Origin of the sequence: Lysobacter helvus, assembly GCF_018406645.1 — a bacterium.
GTDB lineage: Bacteria > Pseudomonadota > Gammaproteobacteria > Xanthomonadales > Xanthomonadaceae > Noviluteimonas > Noviluteimonas caseinilytica.
The window spans coordinates 2,936,613-2,956,219 of the sequence record NZ_AP024546.1 but is presented as its reverse complement, the minus strand read 5'-3'; the positions used below and the strand labels follow the sequence as shown (position 1 = coordinate 2,956,219).

Below are 19,607 nucleotides of genomic sequence, written 5' to 3'. Positions count from 1 at the left end.
CGCGCCCCGGTTCAGAGTCGCAGGTGCGATTGCACCGCGCCCACCAGCGCGCGCCGGCGGAGCAGGAAATCCCACAGGCTGCCGCCCATTTGCCGCCACAGCACCGCCGAGCGCAGCGCCGCGAGCAGCACGGCGCGGATTTCCGAAACGATGGCCGCCTGGCCGAGGTAATGCGGGTTGCCCTGGACCATCACGCGCGGACGCAGGTGACTGACGGTATCGGCGTACAGGGTGCCGAGCGAGGCCAGCACGTCGGGATGGGTGCTGCCGAGGCGCTCGGCGGTGGGCGCGAGCGCGAGCAGGCCTTCCTGCACTTTCGTCGCGGTGGCGCCTTCGCGCACGAAGCGGCGTTCCAGCTGCATCACCGACAGCGCCAGGCGCGGCAGCAACGCATCCTTCGCATCGCCTTCGTTGGCGAAATAGTCGAACAGCAACTGCATCCCGGGCGCGACGGCGTGCGCGTTGCCGTAGATCTCCAGCGGCGAGGTGGCGTCGATGCGGAACACGCTGTCGAGCGCCGTCTGCAGCACGGCGCTGTCGGCCTGGCCGGTTTCGGCGATCTGGCGCACCTGGCGCAACGCCTGCACGAGGCCGGCGAGGGCGATGGCGCGATCGTCGAGCGGATTGGCGGCTGGGCTCATGCGGCGTGGAACTCCCGGGGGAAGGAAGGATCGAGGGGGGCGTCGGTGCGCAGGATGATCGCACCCCCGAGGCACGCATCCCCGTCGTACAGCACGAGCGATTGTCCCGGCGTGACAGCGCGCTGCGGCCGATCGAACGCGACGGCCACCGATCCGTCGCTTTCCACCGTCACCGTGCAGGGCTCTTCGCGCTGGCGATAGCGCGTCTGCGCGGTGCAGGTGAAGCGCGTGGCGGGCGGGGCGCCGGCGATCCAGTGCGCGGGCTCGGACCACAGGCGATCGGATTGCAGGAAACGACTGTCGCTGCCCTGGTCGACGACCAATACATTCGTGGCGACGTCCTTGCCCACCACGTACCACGGCGCCGCCGCGCGCCCGCGCACGCCGCCGATGTGCAGGCCTTCGCGCTGTCCGAGGGTGAAGAAGAACACGCCGGGATGTTCGCCGACCACGGCACCGGAGGGATCCCGGATTTCGCCCGGCGTGGCGGGGAGGTAGCGCGCGAGGAATTCGCGAAAGTCCCGTTCGCCGATGAAGCAGATGCCGGTGGAGTCCTTCTTCGCGTGCGTCGGCAGGTTGGCCTCGCGCGCGATGCGGCGCACGGCGTCCTTCTCCAGTTCGCCCAGCGGGAACACCGTCTGCGACAACTGCGCCTGCCCGAGCTGGTGCAGGAAGTAACTCTGGTCCTTGTTGCGATCCACGGCGCGCAGCAACTGCGCGCGGCCGCCCTGGATCGCCACGCGCGCGTAGTGCCCGGTGGCGATGCGCTCGGCGCCCAGCGCATGCGCGGCGTCGAGGAAATGCTTGAACTTGATCTCGCGGTTGCACAGCACGTCGGGGTTCGGCGTGCGGCCCGCGGCGTATTCGGCGAGGAAGTGCGAGAACACGCCGTCCCAGTATTCGCCCGAGAAATCGCGGAAGTGGATCGGCAGGCCCAGGCGTCCGCACACCGCGACCGCATCGCGGCGATCGTCATCGGCCCGGCAGTCGCCGCTGCCGTCGTCGGCCCAGTTCTGCATGAACAAGCCCGCGATCGGTTCGCCCGCGTCGCGCAGCAACAGCGCGGCGACCGACGAATCGACGCCGCCGGACATGCCGACGATGGTGCGGACCTGGGTCATGCGCAGTGCGGCCGAACGCTCACGCCAGCTGCTGGACCATCGACAGCGGATGGCGGCGGCCGGCGAGGTGGTCGGCGACCGCGCGCCACACCAGCGGGCTGCGATGGCGGTCGCGGGCGGCGTCGAGTTCGGCGGGCGTCATCCACAGCGCGCGTTCGATGCCGGTGTCGAGCTTGCGGTCGGGATCGTGGCGTTCGGGTTCGGCGGAGAACGCGAAGCGCAGGTAGTGGCGGCCGGTCTCGGCCTTCCACTGGTACGCACCGACGAACCCGGTGAGGCGCACGTCCCAACCGGTTTCCTCGCGCGTTTCGCGCAGCGCGGCCTCGACCAGGCTTTCATCCGGTTCCAGGTGCCCGGCGGGCTGGTTGAGCACGAGCTGGCCGTTGACGCGTTCCTCGACGACCAGCAGGCGCCCGTCGCGGACCACGATCGTGGCCACGGTGACGTCGGGTTGCCAGAAGCGGCCCTCGCGGTAGCTCACTCAGAAGTCGTCCTTGCCGGGGGTGAGTTCGTTTTCCATCGCATCGGCGGTGTCGGCCGCGGCTTCGATGGTTTCACGCAATTCTGCGGCGGGGGCGTCGGCGTCGATCTTCACGACGAACACCGCCACGTCGCCTTCGGCCGCCCAGGCGCCGATCTTGTTGGCCATGGTGGCGTCGAGCAGGCGATTGGCGACGTCCATCGGGACCTGCCCGTCGGCCTCGGCCTTGTAGGCCGGCGACCAGATCTCGCGGATGCGGCGCTTGCCGAAGGTTTCCACCGGCGCGCGGAGGAACACCACCTGCGTCCGCTTGTCCTCCATCTCGAACACCATCTTGTAGTCGCCTTCCTCGTCCACCTGGTACGACATGCCGGCCGCGTCCAGCTGCGCCGTGACCTTCAGGTCCGGCTTGGGCGGGTCCTTGGCCACGGCAGGGCCGGCGGACAACGCCAGGCCCAGGCCACAAGTGAGGATGCAGGCGTGCAAGGTCAACGGCTTGGCATGGCGCATGTGGATGGGTCCCCTGTGTGTTCGGGCATTGTGGCGACACGGCTGCCGGTCGTCCACGACGCTTCCCTATAATCCCGTCCATGGCCCGCAAGCACGAACACGAACGCGACCACGGCGCGATGGTCGAGACCAGCAAGCCGGAAACCGCGCGTCCGCCCCTGTATTCCGTCCTCCTCCTCAACGACGACTACACGCCGATGGACTTCGTCGTGGACGTCCTGATGCGGTTTTTCGCCATGAACCTCGAAAAGGCGACCCAGGTGATGCTGCACGTCCACACCCGCGGGCGCGGCGTCTGCGGCGTGTTCACGCGCGACGTCGCAGAGTCGAAGGTGGCACAGGTCAACGAATACGCACGGGTCAACCAACACCCCTTGCTGTGCACCATGGAAAAGGCGTAAACGGCGTATGTGAGTCGCGGTATTGAAGGGCTGGAAATGGTCGGTTGCACCCCCATCTCGGGGAACAGTCACCAACGGCCAAGTCTTCGGAGGCCAACGCACCATGTTCAGCAAGGATCTCGAGCAGACCATCGGCCAGTGTTACAAGCGGGCACGCGAAGCGCGTCATGAGTTCATGACCGTCGAGCACCTGCTCCTCGCGCTGCTCGACAACCCCTCCGCCGAGGCCGTCCTCAAGGCCATCGGCGCGGATTTCCCCCGCCTGCGCCACGAACTCGACAAGGCCATCGAAACCTCGGTGGCGCGCCTTGCCGACGACGACGGCCGCGACACGCAACCCACGCTGGGCTTCCAGCGCGTGCTGCAGCGCGCCGTCTACCACGTGCAGTCCTCCGGCAAGAAGGAAGTCACCGGCGCCAACGTGCTGGTCGCCATCTACGGCGAGAAGGATTCGCACGCCGTCTATTTCCTGAACCAGCAGGACGTCACGCGCCTGGACGTCGTCAACTACCTGTCGCACGGCATCACGCGCCAGGGCGAAGGCGAGGAATCGCCGCAGCAGGACGAGGCCAAGCAGGGCGAGGAAAGCGAACACAAGGGCGACGCGCTCGCCGAGTTCGCGTCCAACCTCAACGACCTCGCGCTCGCCGGCAAGATCGATCCGCTCGTCGGCCGCAGCGACGAAGTGGAACGCACCATCCAGGTGCTGTGCCGCCGCCGCAAGAACAACCCGCTCTACGTCGGCGAAGCCGGCGTGGGCAAGACGGCGCTCGCCGAGGGCCTGGCCAAGCGCATCGTCGAAGGCAACGTGCCGGAAGTGCTGGCCGATGCCGTCATCTACGCGCTGGACCTCGGCGCGCTGGTCGCGGGCACCAAGTACCGCGGCGATTTCGAGAAGCGCCTGAAGGCGGTGCTCGCGCAGCTGAAGAAGCACCCGGGCGCGATCCTCTTCATCGACGAAATCCACACGATCATCGGCGCGGGCTCCGCGTCCGGCGGCACGATGGACGCGTCCAACCTGATCAAGCCGGTGCTCGCCTCGGGCGAACTGCGCTGCATCGGGTCCACCACGTTCCAGGAATACCGCGGCATCTTCGAGAAGGACCGCGCGCTCGCGCGGCGCTTCCAGAAGATCGACATCGTCGAGCCGACGGTGGGCGAGACCTTCGAGATCCTGCAGGGCCTCAAGCCGCGCTACGAATCGCACCACGGCGTCACCTACGCCGACGAAGCGCTGCAGGCCGCGGTGGACCTGTCGGTCAAGCACATCGGCGACCGCCTGCTGCCCGACAAGGCCATCGACGTCATCGACGAAGCCGGCGCGCGCCAGCGGTTGCTGCCGGCCGCCGTGCGCAAGTCGCTGATCGATGTCGAAGAGATCGAAACGATCGTGGCCAAGATGGCGCGCATCCCGGCCAAGCAGGTCAGCGCGTCGGACAAGGACGTGCTGAAGAACCTCGACCGCAACTTGAAGATGGTGATCTTCGGGCAGGACCCGGCGATCGACACCCTGGTCTCGGCCATCAAGCTCGCGCGCTCGGGCCTCGGAAATCCCGACAAGCCGATCGGCAACTTCCTGTTCGCCGGCCCTACCGGCGTGGGCAAGACCGAAGTCACGCGGCAGCTCGCGCTGCAGTTGGGCATCGAGCTCGTCCGCTTCGACATGTCCGAATACATGGAGCCGCATTCGGTCAGTCGCCTGATCGGCGCGCCCCCGGGTTACGTCGGTTTCGACCAGGGCGGCCTGCTGACGGAGAAGATCGTCAAGACGCCGCACTGCGTGCTGCTGCTCGACGAAGTCGAGAAGGCGCATCCGGACATCTTCAACATCCTGTTGCAGGTCATGGACCGCGGCACGCTCACCGACACCAACGGGCGCGAAGCCAACTTCAAGAACGTGATCGTGGTGATGACCACCAACGCCGGTGCGGCACAGGCCGCGCGTCGCACGATCGGCTTCACCCGCCAGGACCACAGCACGGATGCGATGGAAGCGATCCGCCGCGGCTTCAGCCCGGAATTCCGCAACCGCCTCGATGCGGTGGTGCAGTTCCAGGCGCTGGGCTTCGACCACATCCTGCGCGTGGTGGACAAGTTCCTGATCGAGCTCGAAGTGCAGCTGCACGACAAGAACGTCTCGCTGTCGGCCACGCCGGCCGCGCGCGACTGGCTGGCGCAGCACGGCTTCGACCCGCTGATGGGCGCACGCCCGATGGCCCGCGTGATCCAGGACAAGATCAAGCGGCCGCTGGCGGACGAACTGCTGTTCGGCAAGCTGGTGGGCGGCGGCCGGGTCAACATCGACGTGCGCGATGGCGAGTTGTACGTCGAGGCCTCGCCGGAGCCGGAAAAGCTGCTGCCGGTGACGGTGTAAGCGCGCAGCGATACTCGTAAACGAAAAAGGCGGCCAGTGGCCGCCTTTTTTTTCAATCACTTAGCGCACATTACTTCATGCGATACGTGATGCGCCCCTTGGTCAGGTCGTAGGGCGTCATTTCGACCTTGACCTTGTCGCCGGTGAGGATGCGGATGTAGTTCTTCCGCATGCGCCCGGAGATGTGGGCGATGATCTCGTGGCCGTTCTCGAGCTTCACCCGGAACATGGTGTTCGGAAGGGTTTCGGTGACCGTCCCTTCGAACTCGATGACATCGTCTTTGGCCATTTGTTTCCTGGATGAGAGCGCGGGGCGGCGATGGGCCGCCCGCAAAGTCGCGCATTCTGGCACGCCGGGGGAGGGCGGGGAAAGCGGGCGGCCGCCCCGGGGTTCAGACCCGCGGGTCAGCGGGCGAGGTCGGCGGCGGGCAGGGTGCCGAAGCGATCGGTCCATGCGCCCGGGGATTCCGGGGCCTGCACCAGGGCCTGCACGCGGTCGAGGAAGGCCTGCCGCGGCAGCGATTGCGCGCCCAATGTCGGCAGGTGGTCGTTCTCCACCTGCGCGTCGATCAGCGGGTATCCCCACGCATGCAGGGCGCGGGCGAGGGCGGCCAGCGCGACTTTCGATCCGCCCGATTCGGCGCTGAACATGCTTTCGCCGAACACCATCGCGCCGATCGCCACGCCGTAGATGCCCCCCACCAGCCGGTCGCCGTCGAGCACTTCGACGCTGTGCGCATGCCCCAGGCGATGCAATTCCCCGTAGGCGCGACGCATCGCCGGCGTGATCCACGTACCGCGCTGGCCGGGGCGCGGGATGCGGGCGCAGGCGTCGACGACGTCGTCGAAACGCGTATCCGCGCGCACGCGCCACGTCGAATGGCGCAACGTGCGCCGGAAGCGCGACGACAACCGCACGCGATCGGTGTGGAACACCATGCGCGGATCCGGCGACCACCACAGGATCGGTTGCCCCGCGGAATACCACGGGAAAATCCCGTGCCGGTACGCATCGAGCAAGCGCCCGGGCGACAGGTCGCCGCCGATCGCGAGCAAGCCGTTGGGATCTTCGAGCGCGTGGTCCGCGGGCGGGAAGGGGATGCCCGGGCCGAGCATCACCGGGGCGTGCGCACTCATGCGCCGGTGCCCGCGCGAAACGGCGAATGCGCGTCGAGTGCCGCCTGGTATCCGCGCACCGACGCCGCTTCCTCCGCGCACCACGGGCGGATCGCCGCGGCGAAATCCGGATCGGCGATCCAGTGCCGGCTGTGCACCAGCGTCGGCAGGAAACCGCGCGCGAGCTTGTGTTCGCCCTGCGCACCGGGCTCGAAGCGCGTGAGGCCTTCGCGCAGGCAGTAGTCGATGCCCTGGTAGTAGCAGGTTTCGAAATGCACGCCGGGCAGCAGTTCGTTCGCGCCCCAGTAGCGCCCGTACAGCGTGTCGCCACCCCGCAGGCAGAGGGCACCGGCGATCGCTTCGCCGTCGCGTTCGCCGAGCACCAGCACGAGCGCGCGCGGCATGGTGCGCGCGAGATGGCGCAGGAACTCGAGCGTCAGCGCCGGCGTGTTGCCGTATTCGTGGAAGGTCTGCAGGTAGAAGCCGTGCATCGCCGCGAGGTCGGCCTCGCTCGCTTCGTCGCCGTGCACCACGCGGAATCCGACGCCGTGCCGCGCCAGCTTCGCGCGTTCCTGGCGGATGTTCTTGCGGTGCTTGTGGTCCATCGCGCCGAGGTAATCATCGAACGTGCGCCAGCCGCCGAAGTTGCGCCAGTGGTACTGCACGTCGATGCGCGGGATCCATGTGTCGTCGAACGCCGCGGCTTCGTCGTCGCGATGGAAGTTCACGTGCGCGGACGACCAGCCGGCGTCGCGCGTGAACCCGACGATCGCCGAGACCAGCGCCGCGCGTGCCGCATCATCGCGCGCCAGCAGGCGCGGCCCGGTCACCGGCGTGTACGGCACCGCGCCCAGCCATTTCGGGAAGTAGTGCAATCCGTGCCGCGCGTAGGCCTGTGCCCAGGCATGGTCGAACACGAATTCGCCGTGCGAGTTGCGCTTGCGGTAACCGGGCGCGGCGGCGATGAGGGCGTCGCCTTCGAACACCCCCACGTGGCATGGCGTCCAACCGTAGGTCGGACGCAGGCATCCGGTGTCTTCCAGCCCGGCGAGGAACGCATGCGAAACGAACGGATTGCCGCCATCGTGCAGCGCATCCCACTGCGCCGCGGGGACGGATCCAAGCGCGCCGAAGATGCGCGCTTGCGCCATCAACTTTCCTTGTCGAGGAACTTCTCGGCATCCAGCGCGGCCATGCACCCGAAGCCCGCCGACGTCACCGCCTGGCGATACACCTGGTCGGCCACGTCGCCCGCGGCGAACACGCCCGGCACCGACGTCTGCGTCGCCATGCCCGACAGGCCCGAACGGATCTCGAGGTAGCCGTTGTTCATCGCCAGCTGGCCTTCGAACAACGAGGTGTTGGGCGTGTGGCCGATCGCGACGAACAGGCCGTGGATGTCGAGCACCTGCGAGGTGCCGTCCTGCGTGGACTTCACCTTCAGGCCGGTCACGCCCGCATCGTTGCCGACGACTTCCTCGACCACGTGGTGCCACACCGGCACGATCTTGCCGGACTGGATCTTCGCGAACAGCTTGTCCTGCATGATCTTCTCGGCGCGCAGCGTGTCGCGGCGATGCACGATGTAGACCTTGCGCGCGATGTTGGACAGGTACAGCGCTTCCTCGACCGCGGTGTTGCCGCCGCCGACCACCGCCACGTCCATGTCCTTGAAGAAGAACCCGTCGCACGTCGCGCACGCCGAGACGCCGCGCCCGAGGTAGTGCTGTTCCGATTCCAGCCCCAGGTACTTCGCGGTGGCGCCGGTGGAGATGATCAGCGCATCGGCGGTGTATTCGCCGGCGTCGCCCTTCAGGCGGAACGGCCGCTGCGACAGGTCGGCCGTGTGGATGTGGTCGAAGATGACTTCGGCTTCGAAGCGCTCGGCGTGCGCCTGCATGCGCTCCATCAGCGCCGGGCCCATCAGGCCGTGCGCATCGCCGGGCCAGTTGTCGACCTCGGTGGTCGTCATCAGCTGGCCGCCCTGCTGCAGGCCGGTGATCACCACCGGGTGGAGGTTGCCGCGCGCGGCATAGACGGCGGCGGTCCAGCCGGCGGGGCCGGAACCGAGGATGAGCAGGCGGCAGTGCTTGGAAGTGGTCATGCAGTGGGGGTCCAAAGTAAGATTCGCGGCCGGCGTGGCACGCCGTCCCATGCGTTCAAGCGCAACAGGATGGCGGCGGGCCCGCTTCGACACAAGGCGTCCAACCGCCCCATGGCGCAACGCGCCGTCCCCCACCCAAGACAATCGAGAATCACGATGCGCATCGGCGTACCCAAGGAAACCAAGACCCTCGAAGGCCGCGTGGCACTCGTGCCGGCCGCCGCGGGCGACCTCGTCAAGCGTGGCCACGAAGTGTGGCTGGAGCAGGGCGCGGGCCTGAAGAGCGGCTTCAAGGACGAGCAGTACACGCAGCTGGGCGTCAAGATCGCCCCGGATGCGAAGTCGCTCTACGAAAAGGGCGAACTCATCGTGAAGGTCAAGGAGCCGATCGAAGGCGACCTGGCCCTGCTGCGCAAGGACCACCTGCTGTTCTGCTACCTGCACCTGGCGGCCGAGCCCGCGCTGACCAAGCGCCTGCTGGACATCGGCCTGACGTCGGTCGCCTTCGAAACCGTCGAGCTGCCCAACGGCGACCTGCCGCTGCTGGCGCCGATGTCGGTGATCGCCGGCAAGATCGCGGTGCAGGTCGGCACGCACCTGCTGCACCAGCCCGAAGGCGGCAAGGGCAAGCTGCTCGGCGGCCTGCCGTCGACGGAGCGCGGCAAGGTCGTGGTGTTCGGCGGCGGCAAGGCCGGGCGCGCGTCGGCGGAACTCGCCGCGGCGGGCGGTTCGAACGTGGTCGTGTTCGAAATGCGCCAGGACCGCATGGAAGAAATGATGCAGCTGGGCAACAACGTGACCACGCTGTACCCGTACGCCGACGTCGTCGCGCGCGAAGTGGCCTCGGCCGACCTCGTCGTCGGCGCGGTGCTCGTCACCGGCGCCCGCGCGCCGCACGTGCTGACCCGCGAGATGCTCAAGGGCATGCAGGACGGCAGCGTGGTGGTGGACATCTCGATCGACCAGGGCGGCTGCTTCGAAACCTCGCGTCCGACCACCTGGAAGGAACCGACCTACGTGGAAGAGGGCGTCACCCACTTCTGCGTCACCAACATGCCGGGCGCCGTGCCGCAGACCAGCTCGCAGGCGATCTGCGCGGCCATCCTGCCGTGGGTAAACAAGCTTGCCTCGGGCAACTGGCGCGACAACCAGGCCCTGGTCCGCGGCATCAATACCGAAGCCGGCAAGATCGTGCATCCGGCGCTGCAGGACATGAAACTTTGACGTAGGATCAAGGCCCTAGGGGATTTCCTTAAGGCAGGATCGTACGGTGGCAGCAGCACGTCCCGACACGGAACGCGCGACCCAACGCAGGACGAAGCGTGCAGCCGCACCTTCGTCCGGCGGGGGCACGCGTCGGCAGAAGCTCTGGCGCGACCTGGCCCTCATCGCCATCGCGCCCCTGCTGCTGTACCTGCTCGCCAGCCTGGTCACGTATTCGCCGGAAGATCCGGGCTGGTCGCATTCGGGCAGCGTCACGGCGCCCTTGCACAACTTCGGCGGCATCGTCGGCGCGTGGATCGCCGACGTCATGTTGTACCTCTGCGGTTTCGTCGCCTTCCTGCTTCCGCTGATGCTGGGACTCATCGCGTGGATCGCGTTGTTCGGCATGGACAGCGACGGCGATGGCGAAGCCGACCTCGGGCCTGCGTTGCGGCTCGTCGGCATCGTGGGATTCCTCGTTTCGGCGGCGGGCTTCCTGCACCTGCGCCTTGGCGGTGCGCCGGATTTCTCGGCGGGCAGCGGCGGCATCCTGGGACAACTCGTCGGGCGTTCGCTGTTCCATGCGTTCGGGCCCGTCGGCGCCAATCTCTTCCTCGTCGCGTTGCTGCTGATTTCCACCACGCTCGCCACCGGCCTCTCGTGGCTCACGGTGATGGACAAGCTCGGGCAGTGGGTGCTCGCGCTGGGGCCGTTGTTCCGCCGCAGTTCGCAGCAGGCCGCCGAATGGCAGCAGGCGCGTGCGTTCCGCGAAGAGCGCGAAGAAACGCGCAAGATCGAAACCGAACTGCGTGCGAAACGCGCACCGGTCAAGATCGAACCGCCGCCGGCGCCCGTCGTGGAGAAGAGCGACCGCGCCAAGCGCGAACAGCAGATCCCGCTGTTCCATGTCGGCGACGGCACCGGCATTCCGCCGCTCGCCTTGCTCGACGATCCCAAGCCGCAGCCGAAGGGCTACAGCGAGGAAACGCTCGAGACGATCTCGCGCCAGATCGAATTCAAGCTCAAGGATTTCCGCATCGATGCGCAGGTGGTCGGTGCGTATCCGGGCCCGGTGATCACGCGCTTCGAACTGGAGCCCGCACCGGGCGTCAAGGTCAGCCAGATTTCCTCGCTCGACAAGGACATCGCGCGCGGCCTGTCGGTGAAGTCGGTGCGCGTGGTCGACGTGATCCCCGGCAAGTCCGTCGTCGGCCTGGAAACGCCGAACACCTCGCGCGAGATGATCTACCTCAGCGAGCTGCTGCGTTCGAAGGAATACGACAAGTCGCCCAGCCCGCTCACGCTGGCGCTCGGCAAGGACATCGCCGGCCGTCCCACCGTCGCCGACCTGCAGCGCATGCCGCACTTGCTGGTGGCGGGTACCACGGGCTCGGGTAAATCCGTCGCGGTCAACGCGATGGTGTTGTCGCTGCTGTACAAGGCGTCCGCGAAGGACGTCCGCATGTTGATGATCGATCCGAAGATGCTCGAGTTGTCCGTGTACCAGGGCATCCCGCATCTCCTCGCGCCGGTCGTCACCGACATGAAGGAAGCGGCCAACGGCCTGCGCTGGTGCGTGGCCGAAATGGAACGCCGCTACAAGGTCATGTCCGCCGTCGGCGTGCGCAACCTGGCCGGCTTCAACAAGAAAGTGAAGGACGCCATCGACGCGGGCCAGCCGCTGATGGATCCGCTGTTCAAGCCGAACCCCGAACTCGGCGAAGCGCCGCGTCCGCTGGAACCGCTGCCCTTCATCGTCGTGTTCATCGACGAATTCGCCGACATGATGATGATCGTCGGCAAGAAGGTCGAAGAACTCATCGCGCGCCTGGCGCAGAAAGCGCGCGCGGCAGGCATCCATCTCATCCTCGCCACGCAGCGTCCGTCGGTGGATGTCATCACCGGCCTGATCAAGGCCAACATCCCCACGCGCATCGCGTTCCAGGTGTCGAGCAAGATCGACTCGCGCACCATCCTCGACCAGTCGGGCGCGGAAACACTGCTCGGCCACGGCGACATGCTGTACCTCCCGCCGGGCACCGCGATGCCCGAGCGCGTGCACGGCGCGTTCGTGTCGGACGAGGAAGTGCATCGCGTCGTCGAACACCTCAAGCAGGTCGGCGGCCGCCCCGATTACATCGAAGGCGTGCTCGACGAAGTGCAAACGATGGGCGATGGCGTCGTCGTCGGCGCGACCGGCCTGCCGGAATCCGGCGGCGGGGGCGGGGACGAGTCCGATCCGCTGTACGACGAAGCGGTGCGCATCGTCACCGAGACGCGCCGCGCCTCGATCTCCGGCGTGCAACGCCGCCTGAAGATCGGCTACAACCGCGCCGCGCGCCTGATCGAAGCGATGGAAGCCGCGGGCGTGGTCACGCCGCCGGAGCACAACGGCGACCGCAGCGTGCTGGCACCGCCACCGCCGAAGTGACGCGGCGCGTGGAGAGCGCATTCAGCCCGGGCCGGGCACACTCGCGCCCGGTCCAATCCTCCAGGAATCCCCCATGCGCAAGCTGATCGCCTTCGGCCTCGCCGCGACGCTGTCGTTCACCGCCGCCGCCGGCGGGCGCGATGACCTCAATGCCTTCGCAAAGGGCCTCAAGGGCCTGGACGGCACGTTCACGCAGCAGGTCTTCGACGCCAACGGCAAGAAGAAGGAAGCCTCGAGCGGCCGCGTCGCGATGTCGGCGCCGCGCCTGTTCCGCTGGGAATACGCCAAGCCCTTCGAACAACTGATCGTTGCCGATGGCAAGACCGTCTGGGTGTACGACCCCGACCTCAAGCAAGTCACCAAGCGCGCGCAGGGCGTGGAAGAACAGAGCTCGCCGCTGGCCGCGCTGATCGATCCCTCGCGCCTGGACAAGGAATTCCTGGTGAAGGAATTGCCCGCCACCGACGGCATGGACTGGATCGAACTGCGCCCGCGCACCAGCGACAACGCCAGCTTCGAATCCGCGCGCCTGGGCTTCGACGCCAAGGGCGGCCTGTCGCGCATGCGCATCGTCGATCCGCTGGGCCAGCGCACCGAGCTCACGTTCGCGGGCTGGAAGCGCAACCCGAGCTTCGCGAAGGGCACCTTCACGTACGCGCCGCCGAAGGGCGTGGACGTCGTCTCCGGCGGCTGACCGATAGAATCGCCGGCGTGGCCCGATCCAAGACGCCGGCATTCGACGAACCCGACCTGTTGCAGGTCGACCGCGACGCATTGCGCCCGCTCGCCGAGCGCATGCGTCCGCGCACGCTGGACGACATGGTCGGGCAGCGACGCTTGCTCGCACCCGGTTCCGCGGTACGACGCGCGATCGAATCCGGCCGCGTCCATTCGATGATCCTGTGGGGCCCGCCGGGCTGCGGCAAGACCACGCTCGCGCAGTTGCTCGCGCATTACGCGGAGGCGGATTTCCGTTCGGTCTCCGCGGTGCTCGTCGGCTTGCCGGAAGTGCGCCAGGTGCTCGCCGAGGCGGGCCATCGTTTCGCCGAAGGGCGGCGCACCGTGTTGTTCGTCGACGAAGTGCATCGCTTCAACAAGGCGCAGCAGGATGCGTTCCTGCCGCACATCGAACGCGGCACGATCCTGTTCGTCGGCGCCACCACCGAAAACCCGTCGTTCGAACTCAACTCCGCGTTGCTGTCGCGCTGCCGCGTGCACGTGATGGATGCGGTGTCGCCGGAGGACATCGTCGTCGCGCTGCAACGCGCGCTCGAGGATGTGGAGCGCGGCCTCGGCGATCGCCACCTGCACGTCGCGCCGGAACAACTGCTGCTGATCGCGAAGGCCGCCGACGGCGATGTGCGCCGCGGCCTGACGTTCCTTGAAATCGCGGCGGAACTGGCAGGCGAGGGCGGCACGATCACCGAGGCCACGCTGGAACAGGTGCTGGCCGATCGCACGCGCCGCTTCGACAAGGGCGGCGACCAGTTCTACGACCAGATCTCCGCGCTCCATAAATCGGTGCGCAGTTCCAATCCTGATGCCGCCTTGTACTGGCTGGCGCGCATGCTCGATGGCGGCGTGGATCCGGGGTATCTCGCGCGCCGCCTCACGCGCATGGCGGTGGAAGACATCGGCCTGGCGGATCCGCGTGCGTTGCAGATGTCGGTGGATGCGTGGGACACCTACGATCGCCTCGGCAGCCCGGAAGGCGATCTCGCGCTCGCGCAGGTGGCGATCTACCTGGCGACCACCGCGAAATCCAACGCCGCGTACGTGGCATTCAACCAGGCGCGCGACGACGTGCGCACGCTCGGCACGCTCGACGTGCCGCTGCACATCCGCAACGCGCCGACGAAGCTGATGAAGCAACTCGGCTACGGCAAGGGTTACCAGTACGACCACGATGCGGCCGGCGGCATCGCGCTCGACCAGACCGGGTTCCCGGATGCGATGGGCGAGCGTGTGTATTACGAACCCACCGAGCGCGGTCTCGAAGGGCGCTTCAAGGAGAAGCTGGACGCCCTGCGCGCCGCGCGTTCGAAAGCCCGCGGCGAAGGCCACGACGCCTGATGCGTCGCGCCCTCGCCAGCCTGCCACGGACGGTCTGGCTGCTCGGCTTCATCAGCCTGCTCAACGACGCCGCGAGCGACATGATCTATCCGCTCGTGCCGCTGTACATCGCCAGCGTGCTGATGGCCGGGCCGAAGGCGCTGGGCTGGATCGAAGGCGTCGCCGAAGCCGCGGGCAGCCTGCTGAAACTCATCGCCGGCGTGCTGGCCGATCGCATGCGGCGCATCAAGCCGTTCGTGGTGATCGGCTACGGGCTCGCGGGCATCGCGCGGCCGTTGATCGGGCTGGCGACGAGCTGGGTGGGCGTGCTCATCTTTCGCTTCGTCGATCGCGTGGGCAAGGGCCTGCGTTCGGCACCACGCGATGCGTTGCTCGCCTCCAGCGTGGCGCCGGAACAACGCGGGCTTGCGTACGGCCTGCATCGCGGCATGGACAACGCGGGTGCGGTGATCGGGCCATTGATCGCGGCGGCGTTGCTGGCGTCGGGTGTGTCGCTGCGCCATGTGTTCCTGCTCGCGATCGTGCCTGCGGTCTTCGTGCTACTCCTCGCGCTGCGCCTGCGCGAGCCCGAGCATCCGCCGCGCAAGGAAGCCTTGCGCGTCGACTGGCGCTTCTCCGCGCTGTCGCCGGCGTATCGGCGTTACCTCGCTGCCCTCGGACTGTTCACGCTCGGCAATGCGTCGAACATGTTCCTGCTGCTGCGCGCGAACGAACTCGGCTTCGACGCCGCGCACACGACGTTGTTGTGGGCGGCGTTCTCCGCGGTCGCGTCGCTGGCCGCAACGCCGCTGTCGGCCTGGTCGGATCGCATCGGCCGCAAGCGCCTGATCCTGGCGGGGTGGGGCGGCTACGCGGTGCTGTACATCATCTTCGGCGTGCTGCCGATCACCGCGGGGGTGTTGTGGATCGCCTTCCCGCTGTATGGGCTGGTCACCGCCGCGATCGAAGGCAGCGAACGCGCGCTGGTCGCGGACCTGGTCCCGGCCGAACGCGCGGGCACGGCGTTCGGCTGGTATTACCTCGTCACCGGCTTGCTGTTGCTGCCGGCGTCGGCGATCTTCGGCACGCTCTGGCAACACGGCTCGCCGTTGCTGGCGTTCGCGGCGAGTGCGGGTTGCGCGGTCGCGGCGATGGCGGTGCTCGCACCGAAATTCACGAACACCGGAGACGCACGCGCGTGAGCAGCTGGTGGCAGCAACTGATGCTGGTGATGTGCGGCGGGGCGCTGGGCGCGGGCGCGCGCTTCTGGGTCGGCGGCGCGATGTTGCGACGCTTCGGCGATGGCTTTCCGTGGGGCACGTTCTCGGTGAATGTCGTCGGCGCGTTCCTCGCGGGCTTCCTCGCGATCTGGCTCGAATCGCGCGGACCGTCGGCGTTGTACTGGCGCGCGTTCCTGATCGTCGGATTGCTCGGTGGCCTGACGACGTATTCGGCGCTGATGCTCGAATGCCTGCTCTTCACGCGTTCGCATCGCAGCGAGCTTGCGCTCGTGTACCTCGGTGTGACGCTGGTCGCAGGCCTGGTCGCCGTGTGGTTCGGCGCGCGTGGTGCCCATTGGCTGCGGCCGCCGTTCTGAGTTGCCCGGGGCCCGCTTGCGGGTGCATCCTCGCCCGGCGGCCTGTGCCGCGAATCTCTCCGGGGAGTCGGGATGCGCATTCTCATTGCCGGGCTGATCGGCGCCATCGTGTTGTTCGTGTGGGGGATGGTCGCGCACGTCGCGTTGCCGATCGGGGAGATGGGCGTGAAGCTGGCGTCGAACCAGGACGTCACCATCACCGCATTGCAGGGCGCCGCCGACAAGGGCGCCGGCGTGTACATGATTCCCGGCATGTCGCCGGAGCAATGGCGCGACGAAGCGTCGATGAATACCTTCCAGGACAAGTACAAGGCCTCGCCGTACGCGTTCGTCGTGTACGACCCGGCCGGCAATCCGTCGCTCATGACGATGACCGCGCCGCTGGTGAAACAGTTCGTGTTCTGCCTGCTCGCGGCGTTGCTGGCGGCGTGGATCATGGCGGCCGGCAACGTGTCGTTCGGCACGCGCGTGGCGATGGGCGCGGCGATGGGATTGATCGGGTGGTGCTCGATCAGCCTGCCGTACTGGAGCTGGTACCGCTTCCCGCTGGAATTCACCATCGGCCAGTACCTGGATTCCGGCCTGGGCATGCTGTTCGCGAGCCTCCCGATGGCCTGGTGGCTCGGGCGCCGTCGCGCGTGAGGACGTCGCGCGGGTGAACGCACTACATCCAGGCAGCAACGGAATGCTGCAACGGGAGCGTCCGGTCCGCCTGGCGCTCCTGCTCGGCGTCGTGGCGGTCTTCACCTGGATCTCGATCGACCTGACGCGCGTGGCGGGCAGCGTGTCGTCGGTGTGGATCTCCAACGGCATCGTCGTCGGGTTGCTGTTGTTCCGCGCCACGCGCGGGTGGCCGGCGATGTTCGCGGCCACGTTCTGCGGCGAACTGGGCGCGCGTTTGCTTCATGGCGACGCCGCCGTGCCCGCGATCCTGCACGGGCTCACCAACCTGATCGAGATCGCGCTGGTCGCGGGCGCCATCCGCCGGCGCGTGCCCGACATCACCGATCCCGCGCAGCTGACGAAGCTCGCGGTCACGGCTACGTCGTCCACCTTCATCGGCGCCGCGCTGTCGGCGTTGATGGGCGCGACCGTGGAAACCTCGACCGCCGCGGCACGTCCGTTCGGCGAAGTGCTGCTCACCTGGTACACGGCGCACGTGATCGGCATGGTGGTGGTGGCCACGCTGGTCGTCGTGGCGCGGCGCGAACGCGGCGGCCTGCTCGGACGCCCCGGCCACCATCTCGACTTCGCGTCGTGCATGGCCGTGGTGCTGGCGATGTGCGCGGTGGTGTACCTGCAGCAGAGTTTGCCGTTGCTGTTCCTGTTGTTCCCGCCGCTGCTGCTGATCACGTTCCGGCACGGATTCGCGGGCGTGGTGTCGGGCGTCACCGTCATTGCGATCGCGAGCGGCATCGCCGCGGCGTTGCGGGCCGGCCCGTTCGTCCTGATCGCGGACGATGCGTTGCTGGTGCGCACGCTGTTGCTGCAGTTGTTCGTGGCCACCAGTTGCGCGATCTCGCTGCCCTTGGCCACGGTGATGTCCGAACGCAAGCGCCTGGCCACGCAGTACCGCGTGAGCGAAACGCGCTACCGCACGCTCGCCGACTACAGCCGCGACCTCGTGCTGCGGATGTCGGCCGACGGCAGTCGTTCGTATGTGTCTCCGGCCGTGACCGACATGCTGGGCTGGACGCCGGCGGAATTCATGGCGCCGGGCTTCGATGTGTTGCATCCCGAAGATGGGCCGTCGATGCGCGATGCGTTGCAGCGTGTGTATGCCGAGGGCGGCACCGACACCATCACCGGCCGCATGCGTCACAAGGACGGCCACTACGTGTGGATCGAGGCGATCGCCACGCGCGTGCAGCAGGACGATCCGCGCGCGACGCCGGAGCTGATCGCCTCGGCGCGCGACATCAGCAAGCGAATGGCCGCCCTGGCCGCGCTCGACGAAAGCCAGTCGCGCCTGCGCGCGGTGGCGGACAACATGCCGGCCTTCATCGCGCACGTGGACGCGGACGAACGCTACACCTTCCTCAACGCGTATTACGGACGTCTGCTTGGAATGCCGGCGGAGCGCGTGCTGGGCAAGACCGTGCGCGAGACGATGGGCGACAGTGCCTACGATGCGCTGGAACCGCGCATCCGCGCCGCACTGGCCGGCGCCGAGCAAGTGTTCGAACGTCCGCCCGATGCCTCCAACGGCGGGCGTTTCCTGCAATCGCATTTCGTCCCGCACCAGGCGGCCGACGGCACGCCGCAGGGCTTCTATGCGCTGTCGTTCGACATCACGCCGCAGAAGGAAGCCGAACGCGCGCTCGATCGCCTGGCGCGCGTGGATCCGCTGACGGGGCTCGGCAATCGCCGGCAGTTCGAGGAACGCCTGGGCCTGGCGGTGGCGCGTGCGCGCCGGCACGACACGCCGCTGGTGCTGATGTCGCTGGACCTGGACAAGTTCAAGTCGATCAACGACACCTACGGCCATCCCGCGGGCGATGCGGTGCTGCGCGTGTTCGCGCAACGCCTGTCGGTGTGCGTGTACGACATCGATGCGATCGCGCGGCTCGGCGGCGATGAGTTCGTGGTGCTGGTGGAAGACGCCACCGGCCCCGCGGTCGCCGAACTCATCGCGCAGAAGATCCTCGCCGCGATGGACCAGCCCATCCTCGCCGAAGGCACGCCGCTGCGCGTGGGCACGAGCATCGGCATCGCGTATGCGACGACGGTGGCGTCCGGCCGCGCGCTCGTCGCCTTGGCGGACAAGGCGCTGTACGACGCGAAGGTCGCGGGCCGGAACACCTACCGGATGATCGAAGACTAGATCTGCACGAGCTCGCGCTGGCGCTGGCGCAGCAGGCTGGTCGACAGCACGACTGCCAGCAGCACGGTGGTGACGGCGAAGATGCCCATGCCGAGATTGGCGCCGCTGAGGCCGTTGCCCGCCGTCGCATTCGCGTCCGGTACGAACGTCGCCGCTTGCATGCCGGTGTAATGCATGCCGCACACCGCCAGCGCCATCACCAGCGCGCTGCCCGTCATCTGCCACTTGCCGCGCAGGTGGAACGCGAGCCACAGCGCGACGATCGAGGCGACGACAGCGATCGCCGCCGACGCGCCCACGAGCGTCATGTCGTAATGCGTCTGCGCCGGCATCAGCATCGCGGCCATGCCGGTGTAATGCATGCCGGTCACGCCCAGGCCCATGCACAGGCCGGCGACGATCAGCTTGCCCCAACCGAACACGCCCGCGCCCGCCACCGCCAGCCCCGTCATGCACGAGGCGATCGCGATGACAGCGGACAGCGCCGTGATGCCGAGGTCGTACGAGACCTGCACGTCCATGCGGCACGCGAGCATCGCGATGAAGTGCATCGCCCAGATCGCACCGCCGCCCATCGCGGCGCCGGCACCCGCGACCGCGCGCCAGCGTTCGCGCGGCGTGCGTGCGGCCGGGATCGCGATGGCGAGTTGCAACGCAGTGAACGATCCCAGCGCGGACACGAGATAGGAGAGCAGGATCAGCAGCGGATCGTGGACGCATTGCAGCGCGTGGTCGTGGAGCATCGCGGAACT

At 67.8% G+C, this 19,607-nt stretch carries 19 protein-coding genes; 10 read left to right on the top strand and 9 right to left on the bottom strand.

The window, feature by feature from the left end; genetic code table 11:
* Positions 1-11 precede the first annotated feature (11 nt).
* The 4 genes from hflD to LYSHEL_RS14470 are packed head-to-tail and all read right to left on the bottom strand — an operon-like array spanning position 12 to position 2,753.
* Positions 12-641 (bottom strand): high frequency lysogenization protein HflD, encoded by a 630-nt coding sequence (gene hflD / locus LYSHEL_RS14485; protein ID WP_213434751.1) that lies wholly within the window; start codon positions 639-641, stop codon positions 12-14.
* Positions 638-1,762, bottom strand: a complete 1,125-nt coding sequence (mnmA, locus tag LYSHEL_RS14480; protein ID WP_213434750.1) for a tRNA 2-thiouridine(34) synthase MnmA — start codon at positions 1,760-1,762, stop codon at positions 638-640. The genes hflD and mnmA overlap by 4 nt, the downstream gene beginning before the upstream one ends.
* Before the next feature lie 19 nt (positions 1,763-1,781).
* Complete coding sequence (locus LYSHEL_RS14475) at positions 1,782-2,243, bottom strand: NUDIX hydrolase (protein ID WP_213434749.1); 462 nt, start codon at positions 2,241-2,243, stop codon at positions 1,782-1,784.
* Entirely contained in the window at positions 2,244-2,753 is a 510-nt protein-coding gene (locus LYSHEL_RS14470) for a hypothetical protein (RefSeq protein WP_213434748.1), read from the bottom strand.
* 80 nt (positions 2,754-2,833) lie between these two features.
* Here LYSHEL_RS14470 and clpS point away from each other — a divergent pair, with 80 nt between their 5' ends.
* Together clpS and clpA are read left to right on the top strand one after the other, a co-directional pair.
* A complete protein-coding gene (clpS, locus tag LYSHEL_RS14465) occupies positions 2,834-3,154 on the top strand; it encodes an ATP-dependent Clp protease adapter ClpS (RefSeq protein ID WP_036168938.1) in 321 nt (106 codons plus the stop codon).
* 103 nt (positions 3,155-3,257) lie between these two features.
* Complete coding sequence (gene clpA, locus LYSHEL_RS14460) at positions 3,258-5,528, top strand: ATP-dependent Clp protease ATP-binding subunit ClpA (RefSeq protein WP_213434747.1); 2,271 nt, start codon at positions 3,258-3,260, stop codon at positions 5,526-5,528.
* A gap of 70 nt (positions 5,529-5,598) precedes the next feature.
* On the opposite strand, the gene infA is transcribed toward clpA, so the two are convergent.
* The 4 genes from infA to trxB all read right to left on the bottom strand — a co-directional run bounded on the left by infA (position 5,599) and on the right by trxB (position 8,748).
* Complete coding sequence (gene infA, locus LYSHEL_RS14455) at positions 5,599-5,817, bottom strand: translation initiation factor IF-1 (RefSeq protein WP_036168934.1); 219 nt, start codon at positions 5,815-5,817, stop codon at positions 5,599-5,601.
* A 116-nt stretch (positions 5,818-5,933) separates the two neighbouring features.
* Positions 5,934-6,665 carry a leucyl/phenylalanyl-tRNA--protein transferase gene (gene aat, locus LYSHEL_RS14450; RefSeq protein ID WP_213434746.1) on the bottom strand — a complete coding sequence of 244 codons (732 nt, stop codon included), beginning with the start codon at positions 6,663-6,665 and terminating at the stop codon, positions 5,934-5,936.
* Complete coding sequence (locus LYSHEL_RS14445) at positions 6,662-7,795, bottom strand: GNAT family N-acetyltransferase (RefSeq protein ID WP_213434745.1); 1,134 nt, start codon at positions 7,793-7,795, stop codon at positions 6,662-6,664. Before LYSHEL_RS14445 ends, aat begins: the two co-directional genes overlap by 4 nt.
* Entirely contained in the window at positions 7,795-8,748 is a 954-nt protein-coding gene (gene trxB, locus LYSHEL_RS14440) for a thioredoxin-disulfide reductase (protein WP_213434744.1), read from the bottom strand. Before trxB ends, LYSHEL_RS14445 begins: the two co-directional genes overlap by 1 nt.
* Positions 8,749-8,904: 156 nt before the next feature.
* Between trxB and ald the strand changes: the two genes are divergently transcribed.
* From ald to LYSHEL_RS14400, 8 genes are all read left to right on the top strand, one after another.
* The gene (gene ald / locus LYSHEL_RS14435; protein ID WP_213434743.1) at positions 8,905-9,972 is read left to right on the top strand and encodes an alanine dehydrogenase; all 1,068 of its coding nucleotides are present in this window, start codon (positions 8,905-8,907) and stop codon (positions 9,970-9,972) included.
* A 46-nt stretch (positions 9,973-10,018) separates the two neighbouring features.
* Complete coding sequence (locus LYSHEL_RS14430) at positions 10,019-12,382, top strand: DNA translocase FtsK (RefSeq protein ID WP_213434742.1); 2,364 nt, start codon at positions 10,019-10,021, stop codon at positions 12,380-12,382.
* Between the two features lie 73 nt (positions 12,383-12,455).
* Positions 12,456-13,076, top strand: coding sequence for an outer membrane lipoprotein periplasmic chaperone LolA (gene lolA, locus LYSHEL_RS14425; protein WP_213434741.1), 621 nt, complete (start codon positions 12,456-12,458; stop codon positions 13,074-13,076).
* A gap of 17 nt (positions 13,077-13,093) precedes the next feature.
* On the top strand, positions 13,094-14,455 hold the full coding sequence (locus LYSHEL_RS14420) for a replication-associated recombination protein A (RefSeq protein WP_213434740.1): 1,362 nt from the start codon (positions 13,094-13,096) through the stop codon (positions 14,453-14,455).
* Positions 14,455-15,636: an MFS transporter gene (locus tag LYSHEL_RS14415; protein WP_213434739.1), complete on the top strand. Its 1,182-nt coding sequence runs from the start codon at positions 14,455-14,457 to the stop codon at positions 15,634-15,636. The genes LYSHEL_RS14420 and LYSHEL_RS14415 overlap by 1 nt, the downstream gene beginning before the upstream one ends.
* Before the next feature lie 20 nt (positions 15,637-15,656).
* Entirely contained in the window at positions 15,657-16,031 is a 375-nt protein-coding gene (gene crcB, locus LYSHEL_RS14410) for a fluoride efflux transporter CrcB (protein WP_213437852.1), read from the top strand.
* Between the two features lie 72 nt (positions 16,032-16,103).
* Positions 16,104-16,673, top strand: coding sequence for a C40 family peptidase (locus LYSHEL_RS14405; RefSeq protein ID WP_213434738.1), 570 nt, complete (start codon positions 16,104-16,106; stop codon positions 16,671-16,673).
* Positions 16,674-16,716: 43 nt separating this feature from the next.
* Positions 16,717-18,855 (top strand): sensor domain-containing diguanylate cyclase, encoded by a 2,139-nt coding sequence (locus LYSHEL_RS14400; protein ID WP_213434737.1) that lies wholly within the window; start codon positions 16,717-16,719, stop codon positions 18,853-18,855.
* Here the strand turns inward: LYSHEL_RS14400 and LYSHEL_RS14395 are convergent.
* Positions 18,852-19,598 carry an MHYT domain-containing protein gene (locus tag LYSHEL_RS14395; RefSeq protein WP_213434736.1) on the bottom strand — a complete coding sequence of 249 codons (747 nt, stop codon included), beginning with the start codon at positions 19,596-19,598 and terminating at the stop codon, positions 18,852-18,854. The two genes, LYSHEL_RS14400 and LYSHEL_RS14395, sit on opposite strands and share 4 nt — an antisense overlap.
* Positions 19,599-19,607 lie beyond the last annotated feature (9 nt).

Coding starts and splice junctions, on each gene's coding strand:
- hflD (WP_213434751.1), bottom strand. CDS start 641: ATGAGCCCAGCCGCCAATCCGCTCGACGATCGCGCCATCGCCCTCGCC.
- mnmA (WP_213434750.1), bottom strand. CDS start 1,762: ATGACCCAGGTCCGCACCATCGTCGGCATGTCCGGCGGCGTCGATTCG.
- LYSHEL_RS14470 (WP_213434748.1), bottom strand. CDS start 2,753: ATGCGCCATGCCAAGCCGTTGACCTTGCACGCCTGCATCCTCACTTGT.
- clpS (WP_036168938.1), top strand. CDS start 2,834: ATGGCCCGCAAGCACGAACACGAACGCGACCACGGCGCGATGGTCGAG.
- clpA (WP_213434747.1), top strand. CDS start 3,258: ATGTTCAGCAAGGATCTCGAGCAGACCATCGGCCAGTGTTACAAGCGG.
- infA (WP_036168934.1), bottom strand. CDS start 5,817: ATGGCCAAAGACGATGTCATCGAGTTCGAAGGGACGGTCACCGAAACC.
- aat (WP_213434746.1), bottom strand. CDS start 6,665: ATGAGTGCGCACGCCCCGGTGATGCTCGGCCCGGGCATCCCCTTCCCG.
- LYSHEL_RS14445 (WP_213434745.1), bottom strand. CDS start 7,795: ATGGCGCAAGCGCGCATCTTCGGCGCGCTTGGATCCGTCCCCGCGGCG.
- trxB (WP_213434744.1), bottom strand. CDS start 8,748: ATGACCACTTCCAAGCACTGCCGCCTGCTCATCCTCGGTTCCGGCCCC.
- ald (WP_213434743.1), top strand. CDS start 8,905: ATGCGCATCGGCGTACCCAAGGAAACCAAGACCCTCGAAGGCCGCGTG.
- lolA (WP_213434741.1), top strand. CDS start 12,456: ATGCGCAAGCTGATCGCCTTCGGCCTCGCCGCGACGCTGTCGTTCACC.
- LYSHEL_RS14415 (WP_213434739.1), top strand. CDS start 14,455: ATGCGTCGCGCCCTCGCCAGCCTGCCACGGACGGTCTGGCTGCTCGGC.
- crcB (WP_213437852.1), top strand. CDS start 15,657: ATGCTGGTGATGTGCGGCGGGGCGCTGGGCGCGGGCGCGCGCTTCTGG.
- LYSHEL_RS14405 (WP_213434738.1), top strand. CDS start 16,104: ATGCGCATTCTCATTGCCGGGCTGATCGGCGCCATCGTGTTGTTCGTG.
- LYSHEL_RS14400 (WP_213434737.1), top strand. CDS start 16,717: ATGCTGCAACGGGAGCGTCCGGTCCGCCTGGCGCTCCTGCTCGGCGTC.
- LYSHEL_RS14395 (WP_213434736.1), bottom strand. CDS start 19,598: ATGCTCCACGACCACGCGCTGCAATGCGTCCACGATCCGCTGCTGATC.